Origin of the sequence: Streptomyces cinnamoneus (assembly GCF_014650495.1) — a bacterium.
Lineage (GTDB): Bacteria > Actinomycetota > Actinomycetes > Streptomycetales > Streptomycetaceae > Streptomyces > Streptomyces cinnamoneus.
The window spans coordinates 31,681-56,318 of the sequence record NZ_BMVB01000020.1 but is presented as its reverse complement, the minus strand read 5'-3'; the positions used below and the strand labels follow the sequence as shown (position 1 = coordinate 56,318).

The 24,638-nt window shown below is 70.3% G+C and carries 27 protein-coding genes, 1 tRNA gene and 1 riboswitch; of the genes, 20 read left to right on the top strand and 8 right to left on the bottom strand.

All coding sequences use genetic code 11. From position 1 onward, the window contains the following. The first annotated feature begins 238 nt into the window (after positions 1-238). Positions 239-2,653 (top strand): immune inhibitor A domain-containing protein, encoded by a 2,415-nt coding sequence (locus tag IE182_RS24075; RefSeq protein ID WP_229845061.1) that lies wholly within the window; start codon positions 239-241, stop codon positions 2,651-2,653. A gap of 137 nt (positions 2,654-2,790) precedes the next feature. Next, positions 2,791-3,126, top strand: a complete 336-nt coding sequence (locus IE182_RS24070) for a hypothetical protein (protein WP_190112002.1) — start codon at positions 2,791-2,793, stop codon at positions 3,124-3,126. A 53-nt stretch (positions 3,127-3,179) separates the two neighbouring features. Here the strand turns inward: IE182_RS24070 and IE182_RS24065 are convergent, their stop codons facing one another. Together IE182_RS24065 and IE182_RS24060 are read right to left on the bottom strand one after the other, a co-directional pair. Next, positions 3,180-3,773, bottom strand: coding sequence for an isochorismatase family protein (locus IE182_RS24065; protein WP_190112001.1), 594 nt, complete (start codon positions 3,771-3,773; stop codon positions 3,180-3,182). Positions 3,774-3,879: 106 nt separating this feature from the next. Then, a complete protein-coding gene (locus IE182_RS24060; protein WP_190112000.1) occupies positions 3,880-5,208 on the bottom strand; it encodes a nicotinate phosphoribosyltransferase in 1,329 nt (442 codons plus the stop codon). 108 nt (positions 5,209-5,316) lie between these two features. Between IE182_RS24060 and clpS the strand changes: the two genes are divergently transcribed. The 8 genes from clpS (at position 5,317) to IE182_RS24020 (ending at position 11,364) form a co-directional block, all read left to right on the top strand. Further along, positions 5,317-5,628, top strand: a complete 312-nt coding sequence (gene clpS, locus IE182_RS24055) for an ATP-dependent Clp protease adapter ClpS (protein WP_190111999.1) — start codon at positions 5,317-5,319, stop codon at positions 5,626-5,628. Further along, on the top strand, positions 5,628-6,233 hold the full coding sequence (locus IE182_RS24050; protein WP_190111998.1) for a DUF2017 domain-containing protein: 606 nt from the start codon (positions 5,628-5,630) through the stop codon (positions 6,231-6,233). Before clpS ends, IE182_RS24050 begins: the two co-directional genes overlap by 1 nt. A gap of 347 nt (positions 6,234-6,580) precedes the next feature. Further along, a complete protein-coding gene (locus tag IE182_RS24045; protein ID WP_190111997.1) occupies positions 6,581-8,029 on the top strand; it encodes an amino acid permease in 1,449 nt (482 codons plus the stop codon). A gap of 71 nt (positions 8,030-8,100) precedes the next feature. Continuing rightward, the gene (locus IE182_RS24040) at positions 8,101-8,541 is read left to right on the top strand and encodes a M67 family metallopeptidase (RefSeq protein WP_190111996.1); all 441 of its coding nucleotides are present in this window, start codon (positions 8,101-8,103) and stop codon (positions 8,539-8,541) included. Between the two features lie 133 nt (positions 8,542-8,674). Further along, positions 8,675-8,962, top strand: a complete 288-nt coding sequence (locus IE182_RS24035) for a MoaD/ThiS family protein (protein WP_190111995.1) — start codon at positions 8,675-8,677, stop codon at positions 8,960-8,962. Between the two features lie 14 nt (positions 8,963-8,976). Next, positions 8,977-9,927, top strand: a complete 951-nt coding sequence (locus IE182_RS24030) for a PLP-dependent cysteine synthase family protein (RefSeq protein WP_190111994.1) — start codon at positions 8,977-8,979, stop codon at positions 9,925-9,927. A gap of 120 nt (positions 9,928-10,047) precedes the next feature. Further along, positions 10,048-10,140, top strand: a complete 93-nt coding sequence (locus tag IE182_RS32845) for an eL43 family ribosomal protein (RefSeq protein WP_190111993.1) — start codon at positions 10,048-10,050, stop codon at positions 10,138-10,140. Positions 10,141-10,611: 471 nt separating this feature from the next. Beyond that, positions 10,612-11,364 carry an MBL fold metallo-hydrolase gene (locus IE182_RS24020; protein ID WP_190112061.1) on the top strand — a complete coding sequence of 251 codons (753 nt, stop codon included), beginning with the start codon at positions 10,612-10,614 and terminating at the stop codon, positions 11,362-11,364. A 105-nt stretch (positions 11,365-11,469) separates the two neighbouring features. On the opposite strand, the gene IE182_RS24015 is transcribed toward IE182_RS24020, so the two are convergent. Beyond that, entirely contained in the window at positions 11,470-12,753 is a 1,284-nt protein-coding gene (locus IE182_RS24015) for a PTS transporter subunit EIIC (protein WP_190111992.1), read from the bottom strand. A 238-nt stretch (positions 12,754-12,991) separates the two neighbouring features. Continuing rightward, positions 12,992-14,305, bottom strand: coding sequence for a PTS transporter subunit EIIC (locus tag IE182_RS24010; RefSeq protein ID WP_190111991.1), 1,314 nt, complete (start codon positions 14,303-14,305; stop codon positions 12,992-12,994). 220 nt (positions 14,306-14,525) lie between these two features. On the opposite strand from IE182_RS24010, the gene IE182_RS24005 reads away from it, so the two are divergent. From IE182_RS24005 to rdgB, 4 genes are all read left to right on the top strand, one after another. Continuing rightward, positions 14,526-14,759 carry a PTS sugar transporter subunit IIB gene (locus IE182_RS24005; RefSeq protein WP_190111990.1) on the top strand — a complete coding sequence of 78 codons (234 nt, stop codon included), beginning with the start codon at positions 14,526-14,528 and terminating at the stop codon, positions 14,757-14,759. Positions 14,760-14,863: 104 nt separating this feature from the next. Next, positions 14,864-15,595, top strand: a complete 732-nt coding sequence (gene rph, locus IE182_RS24000) for a ribonuclease PH (protein ID WP_190111989.1) — start codon at positions 14,864-14,866, stop codon at positions 15,593-15,595. 128 nt (positions 15,596-15,723) lie between these two features. Continuing rightward, positions 15,724-16,107 carry a hypothetical protein gene (locus tag IE182_RS23995; protein WP_190111988.1) on the top strand — a complete coding sequence of 128 codons (384 nt, stop codon included), beginning with the start codon at positions 15,724-15,726 and terminating at the stop codon, positions 16,105-16,107. A gap of 79 nt (positions 16,108-16,186) precedes the next feature. Then, positions 16,187-16,789 carry an RdgB/HAM1 family non-canonical purine NTP pyrophosphatase gene (gene rdgB / locus IE182_RS23990; protein ID WP_190111987.1) on the top strand — a complete coding sequence of 201 codons (603 nt, stop codon included), beginning with the start codon at positions 16,187-16,189 and terminating at the stop codon, positions 16,787-16,789. A gap of 67 nt (positions 16,790-16,856) precedes the next feature. Here rdgB and IE182_RS23985 read toward each other — a convergent pair. Both IE182_RS23985 and IE182_RS32205 read right to left on the bottom strand, forming a co-directional pair. Then, positions 16,857-16,939 (bottom strand) — tRNA-Leu (locus IE182_RS23985). Positions 16,940-16,981: 42 nt separating this feature from the next. After that, positions 16,982-17,188: an HNH endonuclease gene (locus tag IE182_RS32205; protein WP_373303605.1), complete on the bottom strand. Its 207-nt coding sequence runs from the start codon at positions 17,186-17,188 to the stop codon at positions 16,982-16,984. Positions 17,189-17,511: 323 nt separating this feature from the next. On the opposite strand from IE182_RS32205, the gene IE182_RS23975 reads away from it, so the two are divergent. Beyond that, positions 17,512-18,042 carry a hypothetical protein gene (locus IE182_RS23975; protein WP_190111985.1) on the top strand — a complete coding sequence of 177 codons (531 nt, stop codon included), beginning with the start codon at positions 17,512-17,514 and terminating at the stop codon, positions 18,040-18,042. Then, positions 18,042-19,316 carry a sensor histidine kinase gene (locus IE182_RS23970; protein WP_190111984.1) on the top strand — a complete coding sequence of 425 codons (1,275 nt, stop codon included), beginning with the start codon at positions 18,042-18,044 and terminating at the stop codon, positions 19,314-19,316. Before IE182_RS23975 ends, IE182_RS23970 begins: the two co-directional genes overlap by 1 nt. Here IE182_RS23970 and bcp read toward each other — a convergent pair. Further along, entirely contained in the window at positions 19,297-19,764 is a 468-nt protein-coding gene (gene bcp / locus IE182_RS23965) for a thioredoxin-dependent thiol peroxidase (protein ID WP_190111983.1), read from the bottom strand. The two genes, IE182_RS23970 and bcp, sit on opposite strands and share 20 nt — an antisense overlap. Positions 19,765-19,908: 144 nt before the next feature. Between bcp and IE182_RS23960 the strand changes: the two genes are divergently transcribed. The 3 genes from IE182_RS23960 (at position 19,909) to IE182_RS23950 (ending at position 21,105) form a co-directional block, all read left to right on the top strand. After that, complete coding sequence (locus IE182_RS23960; RefSeq protein WP_190111982.1) at positions 19,909-20,247, top strand: DUF3618 domain-containing protein; 339 nt, start codon at positions 19,909-19,911, stop codon at positions 20,245-20,247. An 85-nt stretch (positions 20,248-20,332) separates the two neighbouring features. Further along, positions 20,333-20,635 carry a GroES family chaperonin gene (locus IE182_RS23955; RefSeq protein ID WP_048831771.1) on the top strand — a complete coding sequence of 101 codons (303 nt, stop codon included), beginning with the start codon at positions 20,333-20,335 and terminating at the stop codon, positions 20,633-20,635. Between the two features lie 56 nt (positions 20,636-20,691). After that, positions 20,692-20,752: riboswitch (guanidine-III (ykkC-III) riboswitch) on the top strand. Between the two features lie 32 nt (positions 20,753-20,784). Further along, a complete protein-coding gene (locus tag IE182_RS23950; protein WP_190111981.1) occupies positions 20,785-21,105 on the top strand; it encodes a DMT family transporter in 321 nt (106 codons plus the stop codon). A gap of 43 nt (positions 21,106-21,148) precedes the next feature. Here IE182_RS23950 and IE182_RS23945 read toward each other — a convergent pair whose 3' ends face one another. Then, positions 21,149-23,497 (bottom strand): transglycosylase domain-containing protein, encoded by a 2,349-nt coding sequence (locus IE182_RS23945; RefSeq protein ID WP_190111980.1) that lies wholly within the window; start codon positions 23,495-23,497, stop codon positions 21,149-21,151. Between the two features lie 310 nt (positions 23,498-23,807). Here IE182_RS23945 and IE182_RS23940 point away from each other — a divergent pair, with 310 nt between their 5' ends. Then, positions 23,808-24,611, top strand: a complete 804-nt coding sequence (locus IE182_RS23940) for an ABC transporter permease (protein ID WP_229845059.1) — start codon at positions 23,808-23,810, stop codon at positions 24,609-24,611. Positions 24,612-24,638 lie beyond the last annotated feature (27 nt).

Sequence of the window (24,638 nt, the reverse complement as noted above, 5' to 3'; positions counted from 1 at the left end):
CTTTGCCCGAGGGGAACTGGCGGTAAGCGTGACCTAACCCACGGTACTGGGAGCATTGGGGGCGCACGGGCGCGCCGCGGCGGCAGCAAGGGGAACCGGCGCGCCCGTTGTCGCCCGATATCCGCAAGTTAAAGGCCGGATAACGTACTTGCTCTGATCGCCGCAGTCAAGGTCTGTCTTTTCATGCGTCACTCCGGTCAAATACCTCCACAGTTGTTACTGGGGAGGACATTCACAAGTGAAGATCAGCCAACGGAGGGTCGTCCGATCCGCCGCGGTGGCCGCCGTGGTCGCGGCCCTCGGCACGGGCACCCTGACGGCGGGGATCGCGCAGGCGGCGGGCGTGACCGGCTCGCCGACCGCCGACCCCACGAACGTTCAGCGCCAGGACCCGGCGCAGGTCAAGCGCGGTGCCGAGCACGACCTCAAGGGCCCGTTCAGCAAGAAGCAGGAGGCCCAGCGCAAGGCGGCGCTGGAGCAGGTGATCTCCGGTGACGCCAAGGCCGAGCAGCGCGGCGCGTCGAAGGTCGTCCAGCTCGGCAAGGGCAAGTACGTCGAGATGGCCCGCGAGAAGACCGACAAGATCTTTACGATCCTGGTCGACTTCGGCGACAAGGTCGACGACACCACCATGTACGACCCGGACGGCCCCGACGGCCCCAAGCCGCCCGTCAAGAAGTACGGCGGCAAGGCCGGCCCCGCGCACAACCTGATAGCCCAGCCGGACCGTGCGAAGGACAACAGCACGGCCTGGCAGAAGGATTACAACCGCCAGTACTTCCAGGACCTCTACTTCTCGCACGACGAGAACAAGGAGTCCCTCGCCAAGTACTACGAGAAGCAGTCCTCGGGCCGCTACTCCGTCGAGGGCAGCGTCACCGACTGGGTCAAGGTCCAGTGGAACGAGGCCCGTTACGGCTCCAACTACTGCGGCTCCACCAACTGCCCCAGCGCCTGGGACCTCGTGCGCGACGGCGTCAACCAGTGGGTCGCCGACCAGAAGGCCGCCGGCCGCCCGGACGCGGACATCAAGGCGGAGCTGGCCAAGTACGACCAGTGGGACCGCAACGACTTCGACGGCGACGGCAACTTCAACGAGCCGGACGGGTACATCGACCACTTCCAGATCGTGCACGCCGGTGAGGACGAGTCCGCGGGCGGCGGCGCCCAGGGCAAGGACGCCATCTGGGCCCACCGTTGGTACGCCTACGGCTCCGACGCCGGGAAGACCGGCCCCGCGAACAACAAGGCGGGCGGCACGCAGATCGGCGACACCGGCATCTGGGTCGGCGACTACACCATGCAGCCCGAGAACGGCGGCCTCGGCGTCTTCGCCCACGAGTACGGCCACGACCTGGGCCTCCCCGACGAGTACGACACCACCGGGACCGGTGAGTCCTCCGTCGACTTCTGGTCCCTGATGTCCTCCGGTTCCTGGCTCGGCCGGGGCAAGGACACCATCGGCGACCTGCCCGGCGACATGAGCGCCTGGGACAAGCTCCAGCTCGGCTGGCTCAGCTACGACAAGGCCAAGGCCGCGACCCGCTCGACCCACAGGCTGGGCGTCGCCGAGTACAACACCAAGGACAAGCAGGCGCTCGTCGTCGACCTCCCCGCCAAGAAGGTCACCACCGACGTCGTCAAGCCCGCCGAGGGCTCGAAGCAGTGGTGGAGCGGCGCCGGCGACGACCTGAAGAACACGCTCACGCGCTCCGTCGACCTCACCGGCAAGGCCAAGGCGTCCCTGGACCTCTCGGGCTGGTGGGACATCGAGGAGAACTACGACTTCCTCTACACCGAGGTCTCCACGGACGGCGGCGCCAACTGGACGCCCCTCGACGGCACCGCCGACGGCAAGTCCATCACGCGTGACGGCGGCGACAAGCCCGCCCTGACCGGTGTCTCGGGCGCGTACAAGAAGCTGGCGTTCCCGCTCGACGCCTACGCCGGCAAGAAGATCGACCTGCGCTTCCGCTACGCCACCGACGGCGGCGCCGGCGGCAAGGGCTTCACGGCCGACGCCCTGACCCTCACCGCCGACGGCACGGCGCTCGTCACCGACGGTGCCGAGGGCGACGACAACGGCTGGACGGCCAAGGGCTTCTCGCGCATCGGCGCCTCCTTCACCAAGGAGTACCCGCAGTACTACATCGCCGAGAACCGCCAGTACGTCTCGTACGACAAGACCCTCAAGGTCGGCCCGTACAACTTCGGCTGGAAGACGGCCAAGCCGGCCTGGGTGGAGCACTTCCCGTACCAGAACGGCCTGCTCATCTGGCTGTGGGACACCTCGCAGGCGGACAACAACGTCGGCGTCCACCCGGGCTCGGGCCGCATCCTGCCCGTCGACGCGCACCCCAAGGCCGAGAAGTGGTCGGACGGCTCGCTCATGCGCAACCGCTTCCAGGCGTACGACTCGACCTTCAGCTGGTACCCGACCCAGGGCTACACCGTCCACAAGGACGGCGTCGCCACCCGGGTCAAGCCCAAGCTGGGCGTCCCGGTCTTCGACGACCACAAGAACACCTACTACGACGAGGCCAACCCGACCGGCGCGGTGAAGCTCACCGACACCAACACCCGGATCCGGATCCTCACCGAGGCCCTCGGCGGCTCGACGATGACGATCCAGGTGGGCCCGTCCACCAAGTAACCCCGCAGTAGCCTGCGTCTTTGCAGGTCAGGCGTGCATCGGCCGTCGCCCCCTAGCGGGCGGCGGCCGATCGTGCCGAGAATGCCCACCATGATGGTCTTATGGTCGCCCTCAGTCCCAGGGGAGCAGTGAGGCAGATGGCAGGTGGTGGGTTCGCCAAGCTCCCCGACGGCAGCGTCGTCGTCGCCCTGTCCCTGGCGGGCCCGCCGGGCGGTGCCGTGCGGCCAGGAGCGCGCGTGCGGGTGCTCGTGCACGCCGTCAACCGCCAGCGCGCCCTCACCCGGCTCCGCAACCTCGGTCTGCGCGCCGTCTACCTGCGCGGCAACACCGAGCCGCCCACGCCGGACGAGATCACGGCGGTGCTGCACCACCCCGACGGGGTCGTGTGGCGGTCCGTGCCGGACGACGACACCGAGTCCTGGCACCCGATCGCCAGCCTGCTGCGGGCCCCGGACGCCGCGCGCCCCTCCTAGGGGGTGTCCGACGGGTCAGCACAGACCCCACGCCCCAGGGCCCCCGGTCGCCCTCAGCCGCCCTGGACGACCGGCTTCCCGCTCAGCTCCACGCCCGCCTCCCGCAGCTCCTCCAGGGTCCGCTCGGTGGTCTCCTGGGCCACTCCCGCGGTGAGGTCGAGCAGCACGCGGGTGCCGAAGCCGGCCCGGCGGGCGTCCAGCGCGGTGGCCCGTACGCAGTAGTCGGTGGCGATGCCGACCACGTCCACGTCGGTCACCTCGCGCGCCCGCAGCCAGTCCGCGAGCTCCGTGCCGTTCTCGTCGGTGCCCTGGAACGCGCTGTAGCCGGCCGCGTAGGCGCCCTTGTCGAAGACGGCCTGGACCGCCCCGGAGGCGATGGCGGGGGAGAGGTTGGGGTGGAAGCCGCTGCCCTCCGTGCCCGCCACGCAGTGCCGCGGCCAGGAGTGCTCGTAGTCCGGGCGGTCGGAGAAGTGGTCGCCCGGGTCGATGTGCATGTCGCGCGAGGCGACGACGTGTGCGTACCCGGCGGGCGCCTCGCCCACCAGGTCGGTTATCGCTGCCGCGACGTCGGCGCCGCCGGCCACCGCGAGGCTGCCGCCCTCGCAGAAGTCGTTCTGCACGTCGACGATGATCAACGCACGGTTCATGGTGCAGATCCTTAGGTGAGGGGCTCTCGGCCGACGGTGCGGATCAACCCTGTGTGACCGAGGGTAGTGACTCCGGTGGGGTTAGGGGAGGGGCACTCGGGCGCCCTCAGAGGTATTCCGTGGGCAGCACCGGCTCGCCGCGCGAGAGCTGGGTCGCCGACATCGGCAGCGCCGCACGCGCCGCGACGTGCCGCTCGCGCGCCGCCGCCAGGGGCTCGCGGCCGACGACCTCGCCGCCCCGCACGAGCTCGACGAGCAGCTGCCGGTCCGCCAGCTCCGCGGGGACCTCGCCGGTGCCCACGACCTCGGCCTCGGCCACCCCGCACGCGTCCGGGCGGCGGGCGGCCCACTTGCGGCCGCCGTGGGAGGTCTTGCCGCCCATCGACTTCTTGGCCACCGGCCGCAGCGGCGCGTCGGGCCCGGTGCCCTCGGCGCGCGCCACCAGCTTGTAGACCATCGAGCAGGTCGGGTGCCCACTGCCGGTCACCAGCTGGGTGCCCACGCCGTAGGCGTCCACGGGCGCGGCGGCCAGCGAGGCGATGGCGTACTCGTCGAGGTCGCTGGTGACCACGATCCTGGTGTCCTTGGCGCCCAGGTCGTCCAGCTGGCGGCGCACCCGGTGGGCGAGCAGCAGTAGGTCGCCGGAGTCGATCCGTACGGCCCCCAGGCCCGGTCCCGCCACCTCGACGGCCATCGCGACCGCCTCGGCGACGTCGAAGGTGTCCACCAGCAGCGTCGTGCCCCCGCCGAGCGAGTCCACCTGTGCCGTGAAGGCGTCGCGCTCGCTGTCGTGCAGCAGCGTGAAGGCATGCGCACTGGTGCCGACGGTCGGGATGTTGTAGCGGAAGCCGGCCGCCAGGTCGGAGGTGGAGCCGAAGCCGCCCACGAAGGCGGCGCGGGCCGCGGCGACGGCCGCCAGCTCGTGGGTGCGGCGCGCCCCCATCTCGATCAGCGGCCGCTCGCCGGCCGCCACCGCCATCCGGGAGGCCGCGGCGGCGACGGCGGAGTCGTGGTTGAGGATCGAGAGGATCACGGTCTCCAGCAGGACCGCCTCGGCGAAGGTGCCCTCGACGCGCAGGACGGGCGAGCCGGGGAAGTACACCTCGCCCTCGGGGTAGCCCCAGATGTCACCGCGGAAGCGGTAGTCGGCCAGCCAGGCCAGGGTCGGCTCGTCCACGATCCGCTGCTGGGCGAGGAAGTCCAGCACGCCGCCGTCGAAGCGGAAGTTCTCCACGGCGTCCAGGACCCGGCCGGTGCCCGCGACGACGCCGTAGCGGCGCCCCTCGGGCAGCCGGCGGGTGAAGACCTCGAAGACGGAGCGGCGTCCGGCGGTGCCGGACCGCAGCGCACCCTGCAGCATCGTGAGTTCGTACCGGTCGGTGAAGAGGGCCGTCGATGGAACGTCGACCGGGAGCCTCAGGTCCGCAGCGTTCATGGCGCAGATGCTACCCCCGTACTCGTCAGAGTGACGATTTCTGGAGTCCGTTGTTCCGGCCCCGGATACGGCCCCCCGTTTGTGCACCGGGAGTCGCCGAGTGGCAGCATGGGAAGCGTGAGTGTTGCACCGGTCGAGATCGAACGGCCTGAAACGGGCGAATCGCCCTTCGCGGTGGCCGAACCCGACGTCCCATGGGTAACGCTGGTTCATAACGACCCCGTCAACCTCATGAGTTATGTGACGTATGTCTTCCAGGCGTACTTCGGCTACCCCAAGGACAAGGCGCACCGGCTGATGCTCGACGTCCACCACAAGGGCCGTGCGACGGTCTCCAGCGGCAGTCGCGAGGAGATGGAGCGCGACGTGCAGGCGATGCACGGCTACGGGCTCTGGGCGACCCTGTCGCAGGACCGTTGATGGCCGGGCACTTCGAGCCGCTTCCCGGCGGCGGGGCCGCCGTTGCCCTGGACGAGGTCGAGATCTCCATCCTGCGCAGCCTGGCCGTGCAGCTCCTGGAGCTGATCGGGCCGGGCGAGGCGCAGGGCGCCGACGCCGCCGACCCGCTGGCCCGGCTGTTCGCCGAGGGCCCCAGCGAGCCTCCTGCCGATCCCGCCCTGGCCCGGCTCTTCCCCGATGCCTACGGCACCCCCGGCGCCGAGCAGGACCGGCAGGAGCGTGCGCACGCCGCCGAATTCCGCCGCTACACCGAGAACGACCTGCGCGAGCGCAAGCGGGAGGACGCGCTCGGCATGGTCCGCTCGCTCGACGCCCTCTCCGCCGGCGACAGCGGTGCGGCCGGGGGCGACGCCGTGCTGCGGCTGGCCCCCGACGGCTGCCGGCAGTGGCTCGGCGCGCTCAACGACCTCCGGCTGACCATCGGGGCCCGGCTGGAGATCACCGACGAGGACGACGGCGAGACGCTCTTCCGGCTGCCGGACGAGGACCCCCGCAAGCCGATGGTGATGGCCTACCTCTGGCTCGGCGGACTGCAGGAGACCCTCGTCGAAGCACTGATGGCCTGACCGGTCCGGCCTGCCCCCCGACCTGCGGCGGAAGAATGCATTCCGGGGGCATTTTGACCGTGTCCGCTCAACGGGCACTCAAATCCGCATAACGATCACGTCACCGAAGCGATGACTATTGGTGGCCCCGGTCACTTGTGTCCGGATTTTTTTGTGCCGTGCGCCACAACCGCGTCGATGATCTCATCTTTACACGTGATACTTCTTGCCGACCTGCCTCTGCGACGCCACCCCTGTCGCAGCGGAAGCGCTAGCCGACCGACCGTCGGCGCTGAGCAGGACTCCATCCGGGGGGATCGGAACCCGATCCGGAGCAACCGGATCGGTATGGAGAAAGGCGCACCACCATGACCTCTGAGCAGGTCGCCGACCGCACCGCAGTGCGGGACGGAGAGGGAAGCGGCAAGGAAGCTTCCGAGGGTTACGAGCGGGGACTCGGTAACCGACAGATTCAGATGATCGCCATTGGTGGCGCCATCGGCACCGGCCTGTTCCTGGGCGCGGGCAAGGCGATATCGAAGGCCGGACCCAGCTTGATCCTGGCCTACGCCATTGCCGGCCTGGTCATCTTCTTCATCATGCGAGCGCTCGGTGAGCTGCTCATGTACCGCCCGGTGTCGGGTTCCTTCTCGGACTACGCCCGAGAGTTCCTCGGTCCCTTCTGGGGCTATGTGACCGGATGGACGTACTGGCTCTTCTGGGTCGTCACCGGCATCGTCGAGGTGACCGCCGCGGCCTCCTATGTGCAGTACTGGAACCATTCCATTCCGCAATGGGTTTCCGCGCTGGTCTTCACCGTCATCCTGTACTTCGCCAACCTGATCTCCGTGAAGCTCTTCGGTGAGCTGGAGTTCTGGTTCTCGATGGTCAAGGTCACCGCCATCATCGGCATGATCCTCATCGGCATCGGCGTGCTCACCATCGGCTTCTCCGACGCCGGTGACACCGCCACCGTCACCAACCTCTGGAACGACGGCGGCTTCTTCCCGCACGGCATCGGCAACACCCTGATGACCCTGCAGATCGTGATGTTCGCCTTCCTCGCCGTCGAGCTGGTCGGCGTCACCGCGGGCGAGGCCAAGGACCCGGAGAAGACGCTCCCCAAGGCGATCAACACCGTGCCGTGGCGCATCGCGGTCTTCTACATCGGCGCGCTGATCATCATCCTGGCCGTGGTCCCGTGGGGCGAGTTCATGCCGGGCGTCAGCCCCTTCGTGGCCGCCTTCCAGAAGATCGGCCTGCCGGCCGGCGCCGGCATCGTCAACTTCGTCGTCCTCACCGCGGCGCTGTCGTCCTGCAACTCCGGCATGTACTCCACCGGCCGCATGCTGCGCGACCTCTCGCTCAACGGCCAGGGGCCGAAGTTCTTCGGTCAGCTGACCAAGAAGGGCCTGCCGCTGCGCGGCACCACCTTCTCCGCCGCGCTGATGCTCGTCGGTGTCGTGATCAACTACGAGTGGCCGGGCAAGGCGTTCGACTACGTCGTCTCCTTCGCGACCATCTCCGGCATGTGGGCGTGGATCGTGATCCTCGTCGCCCAGCTGCGCTACCGCCGCAAGGCCGACCGCGGCGAGCTCCCGCAGTCCGCGTTCCGCGCCCCCGGTGCGCCGTGGACCAGCCTCTTCGCCCTCGCCTTCATCTTCATGGTCATCGTGATGATGGGCATCGACAAGGACGCGCGGATCTCGCTGTACTGCGCCCCCGTCTGGGCCGCGATCATGTGGGTCTCCTACCTGGTCATGAAGAAGCGCAACCCGCAGGCGTTCGAGCGCAAGGACTACTCGCTCACCAAGTAGTCACCGCACGGCACCAGGGCCCGCCCGTACCGCTCCCGGTACGGGCGGGCCCTGTGCTTATCCTGGCGCGCATGCTGACCATCGCACAGGACCTCCACGACCGGATCGTCGCGCACGCCCGGGCCGACCACCCCGACGAGGCGTGCGGCGTGATCGCCGGCCCCGTCGGCAGCGGCCGCCCCGAGCGGTTCGTCCCGATGCTGAACGCGGCCCGCTCGCCCACGTTCTACGAGTTCGACTCCACCGACCTGCTGAAGCTCTACCGCGAGATGGACGACCGCGACGAGGAGCCGGTGGTCATCTACCACTCGCACACCGCCACCGAGGCGTACCCTTCCCGCACCGACGTCAGCTACGCGGGCGAGCCGGGCGCCCACTACGTCCTCGTCTCCACCGCCGACACCGACGGCGCGGGCCCCTTCCAGTTCCGCTCCTTCCGGATCGTCGACGGCGAGATCACCGAGGAGGAGGTCGAGATCGTCGACGCCTACCCGGGACGTACCGAAGGCTGAGACCTGCCGTTCCGCATGCCGGGACGAACGTACGGCTGGCGCACGGGGAATCGATACGATGCGCCCACGGTTGTCCCGGAAGCACGCCCCGGCGCACGCAGGCACCTCCCCGCACTCCGACAGGAGCACATCCATGGCCATCGAGGTCCGCATCCCGACCATCCTCCGCACCTACACCGGCGGCCAGAAGGCCGTCGAGGGCAGCGGCGCCACGATCGACGAGCTCTTCAAGGACCTGGAGACCCGGCACGCCGGCATCCGCGAGCGCCTGGTCGACGAGTCCGCCGGCGGCGAGCTGCGCCGCTTCGTGAACGTCTACCTCAACGACGAGGACGTCCGCTTCCTCGGCGGCATCGCCACCGAGCTGGCGGACGGCGACAGCGTCACCATCCTTCCGGCGGTCGCCGGCGGCATGGCCTGACCGGGCCGCTCCCCATGCGCTACGACAGCCCCCTGGCCGCGGTGGGCAACACCCCGCTCGTCCGTCTGCCGCGCCTGTCCCCCTCGCCGTCCGTGCGGGTCTGGGCCAAGCTGGAGGACCGCAACCCCACCGGCTCGGTCAAGGACCGCCCCGCGCTGCACATGATCGAGCAGGCCGAGAAGGCCGGCCGGCTGACGCCGGGCTGCACGATCCTGGAGCCCACCTCCGGCAACACCGGCATCTCCCTCGCCATGGCCGCCAAGCTCAAGGGCTACCGCATGGTGTGCGTGATGCCGGAGAACACCAGCGAGGAGCGGCGGCAGCTGCTGGCCATGTGGGGCGCCGAGATCATCCCCTCGCCCGCCGCCGGCGGCTCGAACACCGCCGTGCGGGTCGCCAAGGAGCTGTCCGGGCAGCACCCGGACTGGGTGATGCTCTACCAGTACGGCAACCCCGACAACGCCGGCGCTCACTACGCCACGACCGGCCCCGAGATCCTCGCCGACCTCCCCGAGATCACCCACTTCGTGGCCGGCCTCGGCACCACCGGCACCCTCATGGGCGTCGGCCGCTACCTGCGCGAGCACAAGCCCGGCGTGCACATCGTCGCCGCCGAGCCCCGTTACGACGACGTGGTCTACGGCCTGCGCAACCTCGACGAGGGCTTCGTCCCGGAGCTCTACGACGCCTCCGTGCTCACCACCCGCTACTCCGTGGGCTCCGAGGACGCGGTGCGCCGCACCCGCGAACTCCTCGCCGAGGAGGGCATCTTCGCGGGGGTGTCCACGGGCGCCGTGCTGCACGCCGCGCTGGGCGTCGCCCGCAAGGCCGTACGGGCGGAGGAGAGCGCCGACATCGCCTTCATCGTCGCCGACGGGGGCTGGAAGTACCTCTCCACCGGCGTCTACACCGCCGCCACCACCGACGAGGCGGTGGAGGCGCTGCACGGCCAGCTCTGGGCATAGCGCGCCGCACCACCCGTCCACCACCTGTCCGCGCCGGTCCGTAACAACCAGAACTGTGCACGGGTGAACTGCTACTACCGATGTTGGCAAGCGGCTGACATCATCCCGTAGGAGACGCACATGAACTGTCCCGCATGTGGATCTTCGGACATGAGGCAACTCAACAATGGAAACTGGCAGTGCGGAAACTGTGGCGCAGTCACGGCTGGATAGAGCGGCATGGGATGCGCTCGCACCCGAGACGCGTGAGCGGCTGGCGGCCTTCATGTCGCCCGAGGTGTTCACGGTGACGGCCGGCAGCAAGGAGTCGGCCGAGCGCTTCCAGCGCTTCATGGACACCCTGGACCGTGCCGAGCGGCACCGGCCGCTGTAGGCCGCCGAGGCGACCGCCCGGCCCCGCCCTTTCGGGCGCTTCTTCGCACCGTTGCAGCTTCCGGTTCGCAGGGCCCCGGCCCGCGCCCGTTCCCCGGGCGCGGGCCGGGGCCCTTGTGCTGTGCGCGGCACCGGGCAGGGGGGTGTTGCCCCTGTGCCGTGAGGGGCGTGGAGGCCGTCGCCGGGCCCAGGTCCGTCCTGGTGATTCCGCCCACACGCCCCCCTTCCGGAGGAGTCACCGTCGCGTTCTCGCCTTACTCTCGACTGCACCGCATGGCCCCCCGTCACCAGCCCACGGAGGTTCAGGCCCGCATGAAGCTCACCGTCGTCGGATGCTCGGGCTCGTTCCCGTCCACGGAATCGGCCTGTTCGAGCTATCTGGTGGAGGCCGACGGCTACCGGATCGTCCTCGACATGGGCAACGGTGCCCTGGGCGAGCTCCAGCGCCACATTGGCCTCTACGACCTCGACGCCGTGCTCCTGTCGCACCTGCACCCCGATCACTTCATCGACATGTGCGGCTACTTCGTCGCCCGCTACTACCGTCACGAGGGCGGCAGGGCCGACGCCGTGCCCGTCTACGGGCCCGCGGGCACCGAGCAGCGGCTGCTGACGGCGTACGGCGACGTACCCGACGAGGCGTGCATGAGCGAGGTCTTCGACTTCCGCACACTCTCGCCCGGCACCGTCACCCTCGGCCCCCTGACGGTCCGTACGGCCCGGGTGAGCCACCCGGTCGAGGCGTACGCCTTCCGCGTCGAGCACGACGGCAGGTCGCTGGTGTACTCGGGCGACACCGGCCCCTGCGAGGCCCTGGACGAGCTGGCGCGGGGTGCGGACCTGCTGCTGTGCGAGGCGTCGTTCACGCACGGCAAGGAGGACATCCCCGACCTCCACCTCAACGGCCTGGAGGCGGGCGCCGTCGCGGCGGCCGCCGGGGCCGGCCGTCTCGTCCTCACCCACATCCCCCCGTGGACGGACCCCCTGACCAACCTCCGCGACGCCCGCTCGGTCTACGACGGCCCGGCGGAACTGGCGCACGCGGGAGCGGTGTACGAGCTGTAGGGCGCCCCGGCGGCCCGCGTCCGGACGACCGTTGCCGTCGGCCCATGCGAGAGGCCCCCCGGAACCGCACGGTTCCGGGGGGCCTCTCGCGTCGGGCGGAGGGGCTTACTTGCCCGCGTCCTCCAGCTGGCCCTCGGGCTCGCGGCCCGGGGTCGGGAGGTTGAACTTGGTGATCGCGAAGCGGAACACCACGTAGTAGAGCGCACCGAAGCACAGGCCCACCGCGGCCAGCAGCCACGGCTTGGAGGCGATGCCCAGGTTGAGCAGGAAGTCGATGGCGCCGGCGGAGAAGCCGAAGCCGTCCTTCATGCCGAGCGCCCAGGTCAGGGCCAGCGAGACACCGGTGAGCACCGCGTGGATCGCGTACAGCACCGGGGCGATGAACATGAACGTGAACTCGATGGGCTCGGTCACGCCGGTGACGAACGCGGTGAGGGCCAGCGAGCCCATCATGCCGCCGACGACCTTGCGGTTCTCCGGGCGGGCGCAGTGCACGATCGCCAGGCAGGCGGCGGGCAGCGCGAACATCATGATCGGGAAGAAGCCGGTCATGAACTGGCCGGCGGCCGGGTCGCCCTCCAGGAAGCGGGCGATGTCGCCGTGCTTGCCGTGATAGTCACCGGCCTGCAGCCACGGGAAGGAGTTGAGCAGGTGGTGCATGCCGACCGGGATCAGCGCGCGGTTGGCGACGCCGAAGATGCCCGCGCCCACGGCACCGGAACCGACGAGCCACTCGCCGAAGTTGTGCAGACCCGTGCCCAGCACCGGCCAGATGAGGCCGAAGAGGATGCCGATGAGGAGACCGGCGAAGGCCGAGAGGATCGGGACCAGGCGGCGGCCGCCGAAGAAGCCCAGCCAGTCGGGGAGCTTCTTGCGGCTGTAGCGCTGGTAGAGGAGCGCCACGACCAGGCCCATGACCACACCGCCGAGGACACCGGCGTTGACCGGCGCCTCGTTCATGACGATCTTGCCGTCGACGACCGCGGCGACCTTCGGCAGGTTCTTGTCGGTGAAGGTGGCGAGCACCTCCTTGAAGACGAGGTAGCCCGTCACGGCGGCCAGGGCGGTCGAGCCGTCGGACTTCTTCGCGAAGCCGATGGCCACGCCGACGGCGAAGAGCAGCGCCATGTTGCCGAGCAGCGCGTTGCCGCCCGCCGCCATATAGCCGGCGATCTTGGTGATGAACTCGGGGAACGAGTCACGGCCGAGCATGTCGTTGTTGCCGAGCCGGACGAGCAGCGCGGCGGCGGGCAGGACCGCGACGGGCAGCATGAGGCTGCGGCCGATGCGCTGCGCTATCGCCATGGCTCCGGCGCCGCGCTTCTTCTTGTCCTTTTCCGGTGCCGCCTTTTCAGGCGCCGCCTTTGCCGCCTTGGCTGCCGTACTCATCGGATTCCTCCAGGTGAGGCGGGCGCTCAAGGGGAAGGGGGACGGCCCGCGATTTGGTCTACACCACTAGTGGTTTAGACCTGTTGTAGCACGTGAGTCCGGCATAAAGGAATCCATCGTTCCCAGTGCCGTGGACCACACGCGCAAGGGCGGCGTGAGCGCTCTGCGCTGCGTCACGCCGCCCTTACGGCACGTTGATTTCCCACTGCCGCCCGGAAGGCCGGACCCCCTGCCGCGACTACTCGACGTTGCCCTTCTCGATCTCCTCCGCCACCGCCTCCGGCTCCCGGCCCGGCGTCGGGATGTCGAAGAACGTGATGGCGAAGCGGAAGACCGCGTAATAGACGACACCGAAAGCCAGCCCGATCGGAATGATCAGCGCCGGCTTCGTCGCAAGCCCCCAGTTGATCACATAGTCGATCAGTCCCGCAGAGAAACTGAAGCCGTCGTGCACCCCCAGTCCCCAGGTCACCGCCATCGACACGCCCGTCAGCAGCGCGTGCACCACGTAGAGCAGGGGGGCGATGAAGAGGAACGAGTACTCGATCGGCTCGGTGATACCCGTGACCAGCGACGTCAGCCCCACCGAGAGCATCATGCCGCTCACCGCCTTGCGGTGCTCCGGCTTCGCGCAGTGGGCGATGGCCAGGGCGGCCGCGGGCAGCGCGAACATCATGATCGGGAAGAAGCCCGAGGTGAACTGCCCCGCCGTCGGGTCGCCCGCCAGGAAACGATTGATGTCACCGTGCACGACCTGGCCGTCCGGCTTGGTGAAGTCCCCGAACTGGAACCACACGAAGACGTTCAGGAACTGGTGCAGCCCCACCACCAGCAGCGCCCGGTTGGCCACGCCGAAGATCCCGGAGCCCAGCCAGCTCAGGTCGACCAGCCACTCGCTGAAGTCCGTCAGCCGCGCACCCACCCACGGCCAGACCCCCAGGCACAGGACGGCGAAGCCGATCGCCACGAACGCCATGATGATCGGCACCAGCCGGCGGCCGTTGAAGAAACCCAGCCAGTCCACCAGCCGCACCCGGTGATACCGCTGCCAGAACCACGCCGACAGCAGGCCCATCACGATGCCGCCGAACACCCCCGGATTCTGGTACGCCGCCGCCGACGGCTCCCCGGCCGCCGTCACGCACACCCCGCCCAGCAGACCGACCGCCGTGTGCTTGGCACCGGCCGGGCAGTCCTCGGGGAACTGGTGCAGCACCGCGAAATAGACGAGGAAGCCCGCCACCGCCGCCAGCGCCGTCGAACCGTCCGACTTCTTCGCCATGCCGATCGCCACGCCCACCGCGAACAGCAGCGGCAGGCCCAGGGACGAGTCCAGCAGCGCCCCGCCGGCGCCCGCCATCACCTTGGCGACGTCCGTCCACCCCAGGCCGTCCTTGCCGAAGACGTCCGGCTGGCCGAGCCGGTTGAGGATGCCCGCCGCCGGCAGCACCGCGATCGGCAGCTGAAGGCTGCGCCCCATCTTCTGCAGCCCCTGGAAGAGGCCGTGCAGCCGCTTCCTCTTCCGCGGCTCCGCCGCGGCCGTCGAACTCATCGCGCCCTCCCGGCTGCTGGCATACTGGTGTAGACCACTTGCGGTGCGGTGGGGATCTCCCGGTAACGGCGCGGAAGGACAGGATCCGTGGCCGGAACCGGGTGCTCGCCATCCTTCGTCAGATGGCGGACAAACGCCCGCATAGTTGGGCTATACGTGGGATACCGTGTGAAAGCCGGTCGGTGGAACCGCCGAAGGGCTGAGACAACCAGGAGTGCACATGGCCAGCAAGGCTGAGAAGATCGTCGCCGGCCTCGGCGGGATCGACAACATCGAAGAGGTCGAGGGCTGCATCACCCGCCTCCGCTGCGAGGTGGCCGACCCCTCCCTCGTCGACGACGCCGCCCTCAAGGCCGCCGGCGCCCACGGCGTCGTGAAGATGGGCACCGCCATCCAGGTCGTCATCGGCACCGACGCCGACCCGATCGCCGGCGAGATCGAGGACATGCTGTGAGCTGAGCCACCGCGCTCCGCACACCCAGGGGCCCCGTTTTTCGGCCACGCGTCCAGCACGCCAACCGGAACGGGGCCCTCTGCCGTGCCGATAGGCTCATCACCATGTCTCGCATCGACGGCCGCACCCCCGACCAGCTCCGCCCCGTGACCATCCAGCGCGGTTGGAGCAAGCACGCCGAAGGCTCCGTCCTCATCTCCTTCGGGGACACCAAGGTCTTCTGCACCGCCAGCTTCACCGAAGGCGTCCCCCGCTGGCGCAAGGGCTCCGGCGAGGGCTGGGTCACCGCCGAGTACTCGATGCTGCCCCGCTCCACCAACACCCGCGGCGACCGCGAAGCCGTCCGCGGCAAGATCGGCGGCCGCACCCACGAGATCTCCCGCCTCATCGGCCGCTCCCTGCGCGCCGTCATCGACTTCAAGGCCCTCGGCGAGAACACCGTCGTCCTCGACTGCGACGTCCTCCAGGCCGACGGCGGCACCCGCACCGCCGCCATCACCGGCGCCTACGTCGCCCTCGCCGACGCCATCACCTGGGCCCAGGGCAAGAAGCTCATCAAGCACGGCCGCAAGCCGCTGACCGGCACCGTCTCCGCCGTCAGCGTCGGCATCGTCGACGGCACCCCCCTCCTCGACCTCTGCTACGAGGAGGACGTCCGCGCCGAGACCGACATGAACGTCGTCTGCACCGGCGACGGCCGCTTCGTCGAGGTCCAGGGCACCGCCGAGGCCGAGCCCTTCGCCCGCGACGAGCTCAACAGCCTCCTCGACCTCGCCGTCGCCGGCTGCTCCTCCCTCGACGCGGCCCAGCGCGAGGCCCTCGCCCGCACGCTGTGACCTCCTGACCGCCGGCGGACCCCGCGGGAGCCGCAACCATGCGGTGCGGCGCAAGCGTTCATAGAGGCGTACGGTCCGGCCCACCCGGCCCGGACCGTACCCCCGCCCGCCCCACCGGAAGGCCACCGATGCCCGCACGCCGCCACCCCCACGCCCTCGCGGCCCTGGCCCTGCTGGTCCTGCCGCCGGCGGTGGGCTGCTCCGCCGCCCAGAAGGCCGTCGACTGCGCCCGTCTGGGCGTCGAGATCACCGACGACGTCAACGACCTCCAGCAGACCGTGACGGACTCGGCGAACGGCTCGGGCCGGACGGGCGCGGTCCTGGACGCGCTCGACCAGGACACCAAGAAGCTCAAGGACAAGACGAACAACACCGACGTCGCCAAGGCCCTGGACCACCTCCAGCAGGCGATCACCAACGTCCGCGACGCGGTCGGCCGGAACGCGACGCCGGACCTGACGCCCCTGAAGGACGCGGCGGGCGAGCTGACGAAGGTCTGCACGTCGAAGTAGCCGGGGCGGCCGAACGACGCCCGGGTGAGTGGCCCCCGGGAGACCGGGGGCGAGCGGGGCCCCGGGGATAATCGGGACCATGAAGCGCCTGATCCTCGCCACCCGCAACGCCAACAAGGTCACCGAGCTCCACGCGATCCTCGCCGCCGCCGGCCTGGACGTCGAGCTCGTGGGCGCCGACGCCTACCCCGAGATCCCCGACGTCAAGGAGACCGGCGTCACCTTCGCCGAGAACGCCCTCCTCAAGGCCCACGCGCTGGCGCAGGCCACCGGCCACCCCGCCATCGCCGACGACTCCGGCCTCTGCGTCGACGTCCTGAACGGCGCCCCCGGCATCTTCTCCGCCCGCTGGGCCGGCACCCACGGCGACGACAAGGCCAACCTCGACCTGCTCCTGGCCCAGCTCTCCGACATCGCCGAGGAACACCGCGGCGCCCACTTCGCCTGCGCCGCGGCCCTGGCCCTGCCGGACGGCACGGAGCGCGTGGTCGAGGGCCGCCTGGAGGGCACCCTGCGCCACGAGCCCGCGGGCTCGGGCGGCTTCGGCTACGACCCGGTCCTCCAGCCCCTGGGCGAGACCCGCACGTGTGCCGAGATGGCGCCGGAGGAGAAGAACGCCATCAGCCACCGCGGCAAGGCGTTCCGGGGCCTGGTGCCGGTGGTCCGGGAGCTCGTGGGCTGAACGGACGCCGAAGGGGGCCGCCTCTTATTCAGAGGCGGCCCCCTTCGATTCCAAGAGCAAGGCCCAGTGCGGCCGGTGGGATTCGAACCCACACGGGATTTCTCCCACAGCATCCTAAGTGCTGCGTGACTGCCATTCCACCACGGCCGCAAGCTCTGCCATGCTACCGGTCGCATGTGGGCAGCTACAGCGCTACCTGGGCTCTCGTTTGCGTCGGTCGCCTCGGCACCAGGTATCCGTGATGGCATGGCAGTTGGGGCAGAGCAGGCGGAGATTCTCGATCCTGTGGTTGCGCCGGTTTCCGTCGGCGTGATCCACCTCAAGTGGCAGCGGGCGGCCCTGCCGCTCGGGCGCGATGCCGCAGAGTGAGCAACGCTCGGCGACGCCGAGCTTCAGCATCGCCGTAGGCCCGGACTCGTCGACTGATGAGCTCTTCGGATCGACCCCCAGCTTCCCCAGCGCCTCCGACAGCGTCCGCGAGACTCCGCCGCCGCGGCGAGCCGCTCCCGCGCGTACGGACTGACCGGCATGGTTCCCCTCCCGCCCCGTGCCCCCTCCCCAGAGGGCCTCGTACGGAGTAACCGCCCGCATCCCTGATCGGTTACGCCACACATGTACGTATCTCTGCAAGGGAACGCGGCGGGCGTTTTCACCGTCCCTCTGAGCGGGGATGGGACAGGACCGAACGTGCAACATCCGCCCGTGATCGAGGAAGAGAGCCGATGACCGACCGTGCCGTGGCCCGTGGTGCCGGTCTGCGCACCGTGGTGGCGATCTTCCTGGGTGTGTCCGTGCTCGTGTTCGGCGGCGTGTGGCTGGGGGATGCCACGGACCGGGCGAGCGTGGTGAACAAGGCGCCGAAGACGGCGGCGGCGCAGAAGTCGGGTGCCGGTCAGGAGTCGCAGGTGGTGCTGGAGGGCTCGAACGCCCGGGAGCTGCCGGGGGTGCGGGACTGCGGGATGGGTGAGCCGGTGCGGGAGCCGACCATCATCACGCTGGACTGCAACACCTCCGGGCGGGTCGCGAGCGGCATCCGGTGGGAGGCGTACACCTCGGACGGTGCGGACGGCAACGGCGTCGTGCAGGTGTCGAGCGGCGTGGCCGGCGCGGCGGCGGGGAAGTCCTTCCCGGCGCGGCTGCGGCTGTTCCAGCCGCGCGAGGTGGACGGGGCCGTGGCCTTCACGGCGCTGGAGGTCCGGTACGTGGGGGCCACCCCTGCGGGCGAGTCCCGAGAGGTCCTTCCGATCGCGTGATGGGTATCCGTGGCCGGATCGCGTTCGCGATCTCCTTCGTCACCGCCCTTGCCGTCGTGGTCCTGGGCGTGGCCGTGCATCACATCTCAGGCCTGGAGCGGGACCGCCAGGCCATGGCGTACCAGGACGGCCTGCTGAGCTCGGCGCTGCAGATCTACCAGCGGGACGGGACCCTGGCGCTGGGTGCCCAGCTGGACGACTCGACGCTGCCGTTCGCGCTGTCGCAGGCCGTGGCGAAGGGCGAGTCGGGTACGTACATCAGCGGCGGGGAGGACCCGCGGGTGTGGGCGGCCACGGGGGTCGGGGACGACAAGGTGCTGTCGATCTCGGCGTCGTACCCGGACCGTGACCCCCTGCAGACGGCGCTGGACAAGGCGCTGGTGGTGGCCGGTGGGGCGACCGTGGCGCTGATGGCGGTGGTGGCGTGGTTCGTGGCGCAGAGCCTGTCGCGGCGGCTGCGGCTGTCCGCGGCGGCGGCGCGACGGATCGCGGCGGGCGAGGCGCCGGACGCGGACGCGCTGGACATCGCCGGCCGGGACGAGGTCGCGGAGCTGGGCCGGTCGGTGCACCACATGGCGACGTCGCTGGCGGGCCGGGTGTCGGCGGAGCGGCAGTTCACCGCGGACGTGGCGCACGAGCTGAGGACGCCGGTGGCGGGGCTGGTGGCCTCGGCCGAGCTGCTGCCGCATCCGCGGGCGGTGGAGATGGTGCAGGAGCGGGCGCAGACGATGCGGGCCCTGGTGGAGGATCTGCTGGAGGTGTCCCGGCTGGACGCCGGGGTGGAGAGCGCGCAGCTGGACGAGGTGGAGCTGCCGTCGCTGGTGCGGGGCATCGTCAAGCGGGCGCGCGGTCAGCGCGGGGTGGACGACGTGGCGGTGGAGGTGATCGGCGAGGGCCGGATCGTGGCCACCGACGCCCGTCGTGTGGAGCGGATCCTGGTGAACATCCTGGCCAATGCGGCCAAGCACGGCCGGCCGCCGATCGAGGTGACGGTCGAGGGCACGCGGATCGTCATCCGGGATCACGGGGACGGCTTCCCGCCGGGCCTGGTGGACCAGGGGCCGCGCCGTTTCCGTACGGCGGCGCCCGAGCGCGGTACGGGTCATGGCCTGGGGCTGACGATCGCGGTGGGGCAGGCGGCGGTGCTGGGGGCGCGGCTGTCGTTCGGCAGGGCGGAGGGCGGGGGTGCCCGGGCGGTCCTCGACCTGCCGGAGGCCGAGGACGTGCCCGAGGAGGCGTCGGTCGCGCGGCGCGTTACAGCCCCAGGTCCTTGATGATCTTTGCCACGTGGCCGGTGGCCTTGACGTTGTAGAGGGCGCGCTCGACCTTGCCGTCCTCGTCGACGATGACCGTGGAGCGGATGACGCCGGTGACGGTCTTGCCGTAGAGCTTCTTCTCGCCGAAGGCGCCGTACGCCTCCAGGACCTTCTTCTCGGGGTCGCCGACGAGGGTGACCTTCAGGGTCTCCTTCTCGCGGAACTTCGCGAGCTTCTCCGGCTTGTCGGGGGAGACGCCGATGACGTCGTAGCCGTGGCCGGCGAGGAAGTCGAGGTTGTCGGTGAAGTCGCACGCCTGCTTGGTGCAGCCGGGGGTGAGGGCGGCGGGGTAGAAGTAGACGATGACCTTGCGGCCCTTGTGGTCGGCGAGCGAGACCTGCTTGCCGTCCGCGTCGGGCAGGGTGAAGGCGGGGGCGGTGTCGCCGGGCTGCAGTCGCTCGCTCATGGCTCTCCTCGGTGGGGACGTCGGTTACGTCCCGAGCGTAGCCAGGTCGCGGATCGGGGGTGCCGCGGGGCGCTTCGCCGGGGGAGCTGACAGACTGTAGTCATCACTCTTCATCATTCTTATCGACGAGACGGAGGCAGCGCGGTGGCGGAAGCCAGGACACCTGCGCAGATCGAGGCGGACATCGCCCGCCGGCGGCAGGAGCTCGCCGTAGTGCTCGACGAGATCGGCGTGCGGATGCACCCGTCGACGATCATCGGGGATGCCAAGGCCAAGGTGGCGTCGAAGGTGGACCAGACCGCGGGGCGCGCGTACGTGGCGGCCAACCGCGTCGTGTCGGAGGTGCGCTCGCGATTCGTGGGCCCCGACGGTGAGCCGCGGCTGGAGCGGATCGTTCCGGTGGCGATGGTGGCGGTGGGCGTCGTGGGGCTGCTGATCGCCTCCGGCAAGTCCTCGAAGGGCTCGCGCCGCCGGAAGTCTTAGCGGCCCTGTGGCCTCGGCCCCGCGCGCGGGCAGGTACGGTCGTGACGTGAGTACGAACACCACCCACGACAAGTTGCCCATCCGGATGCTCCACGACCGCGTTCTGGTGCGGACGGACATCCCCGAGGGCGAGCGCCGGTCCACCGGCGGCATCGTCATTCCGGCGACGGCGGCGGTGGGCCGCCGGCTGGCCTGGGCCGAGGTCGTCGCGGTCGGTCAGAGCGTGCGGACGGTCGAGCCGGGTGACCGGGTGCTGTACGACCCGGAGGACCGGGCCGAGGTGGAGGTGCGCGGGGTCGCGTACGTCCTGATGCGCGAGCGTGACCTGCACGCGGTGGCGGCGGAGCGGCTGGAAGGGTCGGAGGACTCCACGGGCCTGTACCTCTGACGCGCCCTGGACGTCCCGCACACCCTCACGCCTTATACGCCTGTTACACCCTTTTTGCTACGGTCGTCCCCATCCCGACGAGACGCGCCGTACCGGGTCAGGACAAGACGACGCACCCCCCTGGAGTCGTTTCCGTCGGAGGTACCGTCATGGCATGGGTCCTGCTCGCTGTCGCCGGTCTGCTGGAGGTCGGCTGGTCGGTCGGCATGAAGTTCACCGAGGGTTTCACGCGGCTGTGGCCCAGCGTGGCCACGGTCGCGGGCATCGTGGCCAGCATGCTGCTGCTGGCGCAGGCGGCGCGGACGCTGCCCATCGGCACCGCGTACGGGGTGTGGGTGGGCATCGGCGCGGCCGGTGCGGCGGTGCTCGGCATGACGCTGCTGGGCGAGCCGGTGACCGCCGCGCGGATCTTCTTCATCGCGTTGCTGCTGGTGGCCGTCGTCGGCCTCAAGGCGACGTCCGGCCACTGACGTCCGGACACTGACCTCCGGCCACCGATGCGGCCGGGGCGCCTCAGTACTCGTATCCCAGCAGGTCCCCGCCTCCGTGGCGGTCGGCGGAGTGCCGTTCCTTGTCCTCGCCCGGTCCTCCCGGCCCGAAGGTGGGCAGGCGGGGCGTGGGGAAGCCCGGCGGTGTGACCGGCGGTTCCGGGATCGTCGGCGGCTCGGGCGGGCCGAAGCTCGTCGGCGGGGCGGTCGGCGGGGTGGCCGGGAGCGACGGCGAGCCGGTGGGGGACGGGGGCGCCGTGGCGGTCGGGGTGGGTTCCAGCATCGGGGTCCCCGCGCCGCTCTGCAGCTCCAGGTCGAAGTCCGTGGCCTCGGTGCCTTCGAGCGCGTCGGCGGTGTAGGCGCCCCAGATCTGCGCCGGGTAGCCGCCGCCGTTGATGCGGGGCTCCCCGGCGGCCCCGTACAGCGGCTTCTGGACGCCGGTGTCGGGGTCCTGGCCCATGACGGCGACGACGGTGGCCAGGTCGGGGGTGTAACCCGCGAACCAGGCGGCCTTGTCCTCCTCCGCCGTGCCGGTCTTGCCGGCCGCCGGCCGGCCCGCGGACTGGGCCCGGCGGCCGGTGCCGCTGTCGACGACGCTCTGCAGGATCGAGGTGGTCGTGTCGGCGGCGACGCGCGAGACGACCTGCTTCTTCTCGCCGGCGTCCGGCAGTTGCACGTCCTCGGTGGCCTTGGAGACCTTCTCGACGAGTGTGTACGGGCCGCGCCGGCCGTGGTTGGCGAGGGTCGCGTACGCCTGGGTCATGTCCAGGACGCTGGCGGTGGCCGGGCCCAGGGCGATGGAGGGCGTGGCGGTCAGGTCGGGGGTGTCCGCGGGGATGCCGAGTGCGACGGCGGTCTTCTTGACCTTGGCGGGGCCGACGTCCTGGGCCATCTGTGCGTAGACGGAGTTGACGGACAGGTCGGTGGCCTTGGTGACGGTGATGCGGGGGTTGGAGTAGCCGTCCTCGTTCTCGGGGGCGTAGCCCACGGGTCCGTCCGGGCCCTGTACCGGGCGTCTGTTGGTGCCGTCGTAGAGGGTGTTGGGCGTGATGGTGCGGCCGTCCTGGGTGGTGGAGTCGTTGTCGACGGCCGAGGTGAAGACGAACGGCTTGAAGGTGGAGCCGACTTGGTAGTCGCGGCGGGTGGCGTTGTTGACGTACTGCCTGGTGTAGTCGATGCCGCCGTACATGGCGACGACCTTGCCGGACTTGGGATCGATGGAGGCGCCCCCGGCGCGTACGTACCGGTCGGCCTTGCGGTCCTCGCTGAGATCGTCCATCAGCTGGTGCTGCACGGCGTTGACGAACGCGTCCTGTTTCTTGCGGTCGATGGTGGTGACGATGCGGTAGCCGCCGGTGGCCAGCGTCGTCTCGTCGACGATCTTGTTGCTGGTGAGGTAGTCCTTGACGGCCTCGACGAGGTAGCCGCGCTGCCCGGACATGCTCAGGCGCGCCTTGGCCTTGCCGGGGGCGGGGAACTGCATCTCGGCGCGTTCGGTGGTGCCGAGCCACTTCTTCTTCACCATGCCGTCGAGGACGTAGTTCCAGCGGGCCAGGGCGCGCTGCTTGTTCTCGGGGTGGGCGCCGACGTCGTAGGCGCTGGGGGCGTTGAGGAGGGTGGCGAGGTAGGCGCCCTCGGCGGCGGTGAGCTTGTCGGAGTCCTTGCCGTAGTACGCCTGGGAGGCCGCCTGGATGCCGTAGGCGTTGCGGCCGAAGTAGCTGGTGTTGAGGTAGCCCTCCAGGATGTCGTTCTTGCTCTCCTCGCGGTCCAGCTTGATGGCGATGAAGAATTCCTTCACCTTGCGGCTGATGGTCTGTTCCTGGCCCAGGTAGTAGTTCTTGACGTACTGCTGGGTGATGGTGGAGCCGGACTGCTTGCCCTTGCCGGTGGCGGTGTTCCAGGCGGCGCGCAGCATCGCCTCGGGGTTCACGGCGGACTCGGAGTAGAAGTCGCGGTCCTCGGCGGCCAGGACGGCGTGCTGGACGTCCCGGGGGACCTTGCTCAGGGGCACGCTCTCGCGGTTGACCTCGCCGTCGCGGGCGAGGATGGTGCCGTCGGCGTAGAGGAAGACGTTGCTCTCGGCGGTGGCGGCCTTGTTGGCCGGGGGGATGTCGACCAGCATGTAGCCGGCCACCAGGGCGCCGACGACGACCAGGACCGCCAGCAGGAAGCCGCCGAGGATCATGCGCCAGGTGGGCACGAGCCGGCGCCAGCCCGTGCGCCGTGGGCGGCCGGGCCGGCCGGGGCCGGCCGCGGAGCGGGCGCCAGGAGCCCGGCGCGTGCCGGCGGACGCGCCGGTGGACCTCGGCGCCCAGCCCGGCGGCGCGTGGCCGCCACCAGCGGGACGCCGCTGCTGTGACTGCTCGTCGCTCATGTCTCCTGGGACTCCTCGGCCGCCGCCGGGGTTGTGCGGCCGCGGCGGAGCGGTGTCGTGTCGGGCGGTTCCGACCTGCGTCGTGACCCCGGAAGACACTGTCGCATCATGCGTTCCGGCAGAAGGGCGTAGCGCACCTTTGAACAGCTCCGTAAGGACCGTTCGGGCCAGGCGGACCACTCCAAGGGGTGAAAATCCGTGGTTCCCGGCCGAGGCGTGCGGCTAGGCTCCCCTGCGCTTCGGGGCCCGGTGGGGACGGCGGTGCGCGGGCGGTGGTCAAAGCGGTTCAACGGGACGGGGGGTGGGGCTGGTGCGGCTGTACGCGGCTGTCGCGGTGAGCGGCTTCCGGCGGTACGCGACCTACCGGATGGCCACCGCGGCGGGCCTCTTCACCAATACGGTGTTCGGCTTCATCGTCGCGTACACCTTCATTGCCCTGTGGAACGAACGTCCCCATCTGGGCGGCTACGACCAGGCGCAGGCGCTGACGTTCGTGTGGGTCACCCAGGCGCTGCTGGGAGCGGCGTGCCTGATCGGCGGGGGGTTCCAGGAGGAGCTGCAGGAGCGGATCCGCTCCGGGGACATCGCCGTTGACCTCTACCGGCCGGCCGACCTGCAGCTGTGGTGGCTGGCGAACGACCTGGGCCGGGCCGTGTTCCAGCTGCTGGGCCGGGGGGTGGTGCCGCTGCTGGTGGGCGCCCTGTGCTTCGAACTGGCGCTGCCGCGCGACCCGTTGACGTGGCTGGTGTTCCTGCTGTCGGTGCTGCTGGGCGTCGTCGTGGGCTTCGGGCTGCGCTATCTGGTGGCGCTGTGCGCCTTCTGGCTGCTGGACGGCTCGGGCGTCAACACGCTGAACGGCCTGCTGTCCATCTTCTTCTCGGGGACGCTGCTGCCGCTCGCCGTCTTCCCGGGGGCCTTCGGCGAGATCGTGCGGATGCTGCCGTGGGCGGCGATGCTGCAGGTCCCCGCGGACGTGCTGCTGGGCCGCCACGGCGGCGCGGGGGGCGTGGCGGCGGCGCTGGGGTTCCAGACGATGTGGGCGGTGCTGCTGCTGGCGGCCGGGCGGTCGGTGCAGGCGGTGGCCACACGGAAGGTGGTGGTCCAGGGTGGCTGACGCCCCGGCCGGTGTGCTCCGTCGTGC

Excerpts from the sequence above, each read along its gene's own strand:
- IE182_RS24005 (WP_190111990.1), top strand. The coding sequence starts at position 14,526 with ATGGCCAGCAAGGCTGAGAAGATCGTCGCCGGCCTCGGCGGGATCGAC.
- rdgB (WP_190111987.1), top strand. The coding sequence starts at position 16,187 with ATGAAGCGCCTGATCCTCGCCACCCGCAACGCCAACAAGGTCACCGAG.
- IE182_RS23950 (WP_190111981.1), top strand. The coding sequence starts at position 20,785 with ATGGCATGGGTCCTGCTCGCTGTCGCCGGTCTGCTGGAGGTCGGCTGG.
- IE182_RS24040 (WP_190111996.1), top strand. The coding sequence starts at position 8,101 with ATGCTGACCATCGCACAGGACCTCCACGACCGGATCGTCGCGCACGCC.
- clpS (WP_190111999.1), top strand. The coding sequence starts at position 5,317 with ATGGGAAGCGTGAGTGTTGCACCGGTCGAGATCGAACGGCCTGAAACG.
- IE182_RS24030 (WP_190111994.1), top strand. The coding sequence starts at position 8,977 with ATGCGCTACGACAGCCCCCTGGCCGCGGTGGGCAACACCCCGCTCGTC.
- IE182_RS23945 (WP_190111980.1), bottom strand. The coding sequence starts at position 23,497 with ATGAGCGACGAGCAGTCACAGCAGCGGCGTCCCGCTGGTGGCGGCCAC.
- IE182_RS24050 (WP_190111998.1), top strand. The coding sequence starts at position 5,628 with ATGGCCGGGCACTTCGAGCCGCTTCCCGGCGGCGGGGCCGCCGTTGCC.
- IE182_RS24010 (WP_190111991.1), bottom strand. The coding sequence starts at position 14,305 with ATGAGTTCGACGGCCGCGGCGGAGCCGCGGAAGAGGAAGCGGCTGCAC.
- IE182_RS24065 (WP_190112001.1), bottom strand. The coding sequence starts at position 3,773 with ATGAACCGTGCGTTGATCATCGTCGACGTGCAGAACGACTTCTGCGAG.
- IE182_RS24045 (WP_190111997.1), top strand. The coding sequence starts at position 6,581 with ATGACCTCTGAGCAGGTCGCCGACCGCACCGCAGTGCGGGACGGAGAG.
- IE182_RS24070 (WP_190112002.1), top strand. The coding sequence starts at position 2,791 with ATGGCAGGTGGTGGGTTCGCCAAGCTCCCCGACGGCAGCGTCGTCGTC.
- IE182_RS23975 (WP_190111985.1), top strand. The coding sequence starts at position 17,512 with ATGACCGACCGTGCCGTGGCCCGTGGTGCCGGTCTGCGCACCGTGGTG.
- IE182_RS24060 (WP_190112000.1), bottom strand. The coding sequence starts at position 5,208 with ATGAACGCTGCGGACCTGAGGCTCCCGGTCGACGTTCCATCGACGGCC.
- bcp (WP_190111983.1), bottom strand. The coding sequence starts at position 19,764 with ATGAGCGAGCGACTGCAGCCCGGCGACACCGCCCCCGCCTTCACCCTG.
- IE182_RS23955 (WP_048831771.1), top strand. The coding sequence starts at position 20,333 with ATGCTCCACGACCGCGTTCTGGTGCGGACGGACATCCCCGAGGGCGAG.
- IE182_RS24020 (WP_190112061.1), top strand. The coding sequence starts at position 10,612 with ATGAAGCTCACCGTCGTCGGATGCTCGGGCTCGTTCCCGTCCACGGAA.
- IE182_RS32205 (WP_373303605.1), bottom strand. The coding sequence starts at position 17,188 with ATGCTGAAGCTCGGCGTCGCCGAGCGTTGCTCACTCTGCGGCATCGCG.
- IE182_RS24015 (WP_190111992.1), bottom strand. The coding sequence starts at position 12,753 with ATGAGTACGGCAGCCAAGGCGGCAAAGGCGGCGCCTGAAAAGGCGGCA.
- IE182_RS23995 (WP_190111988.1), top strand. The coding sequence starts at position 15,724 with ATGCCCGCACGCCGCCACCCCCACGCCCTCGCGGCCCTGGCCCTGCTG.
- IE182_RS23970 (WP_190111984.1), top strand. The coding sequence starts at position 18,042 with ATGGGTATCCGTGGCCGGATCGCGTTCGCGATCTCCTTCGTCACCGCC.
- rph (WP_190111989.1), top strand. The coding sequence starts at position 14,864 with ATGTCTCGCATCGACGGCCGCACCCCCGACCAGCTCCGCCCCGTGACC.
- IE182_RS24035 (WP_190111995.1), top strand. The coding sequence starts at position 8,675 with ATGGCCATCGAGGTCCGCATCCCGACCATCCTCCGCACCTACACCGGC.
- IE182_RS32845 (WP_190111993.1), top strand. The coding sequence starts at position 10,048 with ATGAACTGTCCCGCATGTGGATCTTCGGACATGAGGCAACTCAACAAT.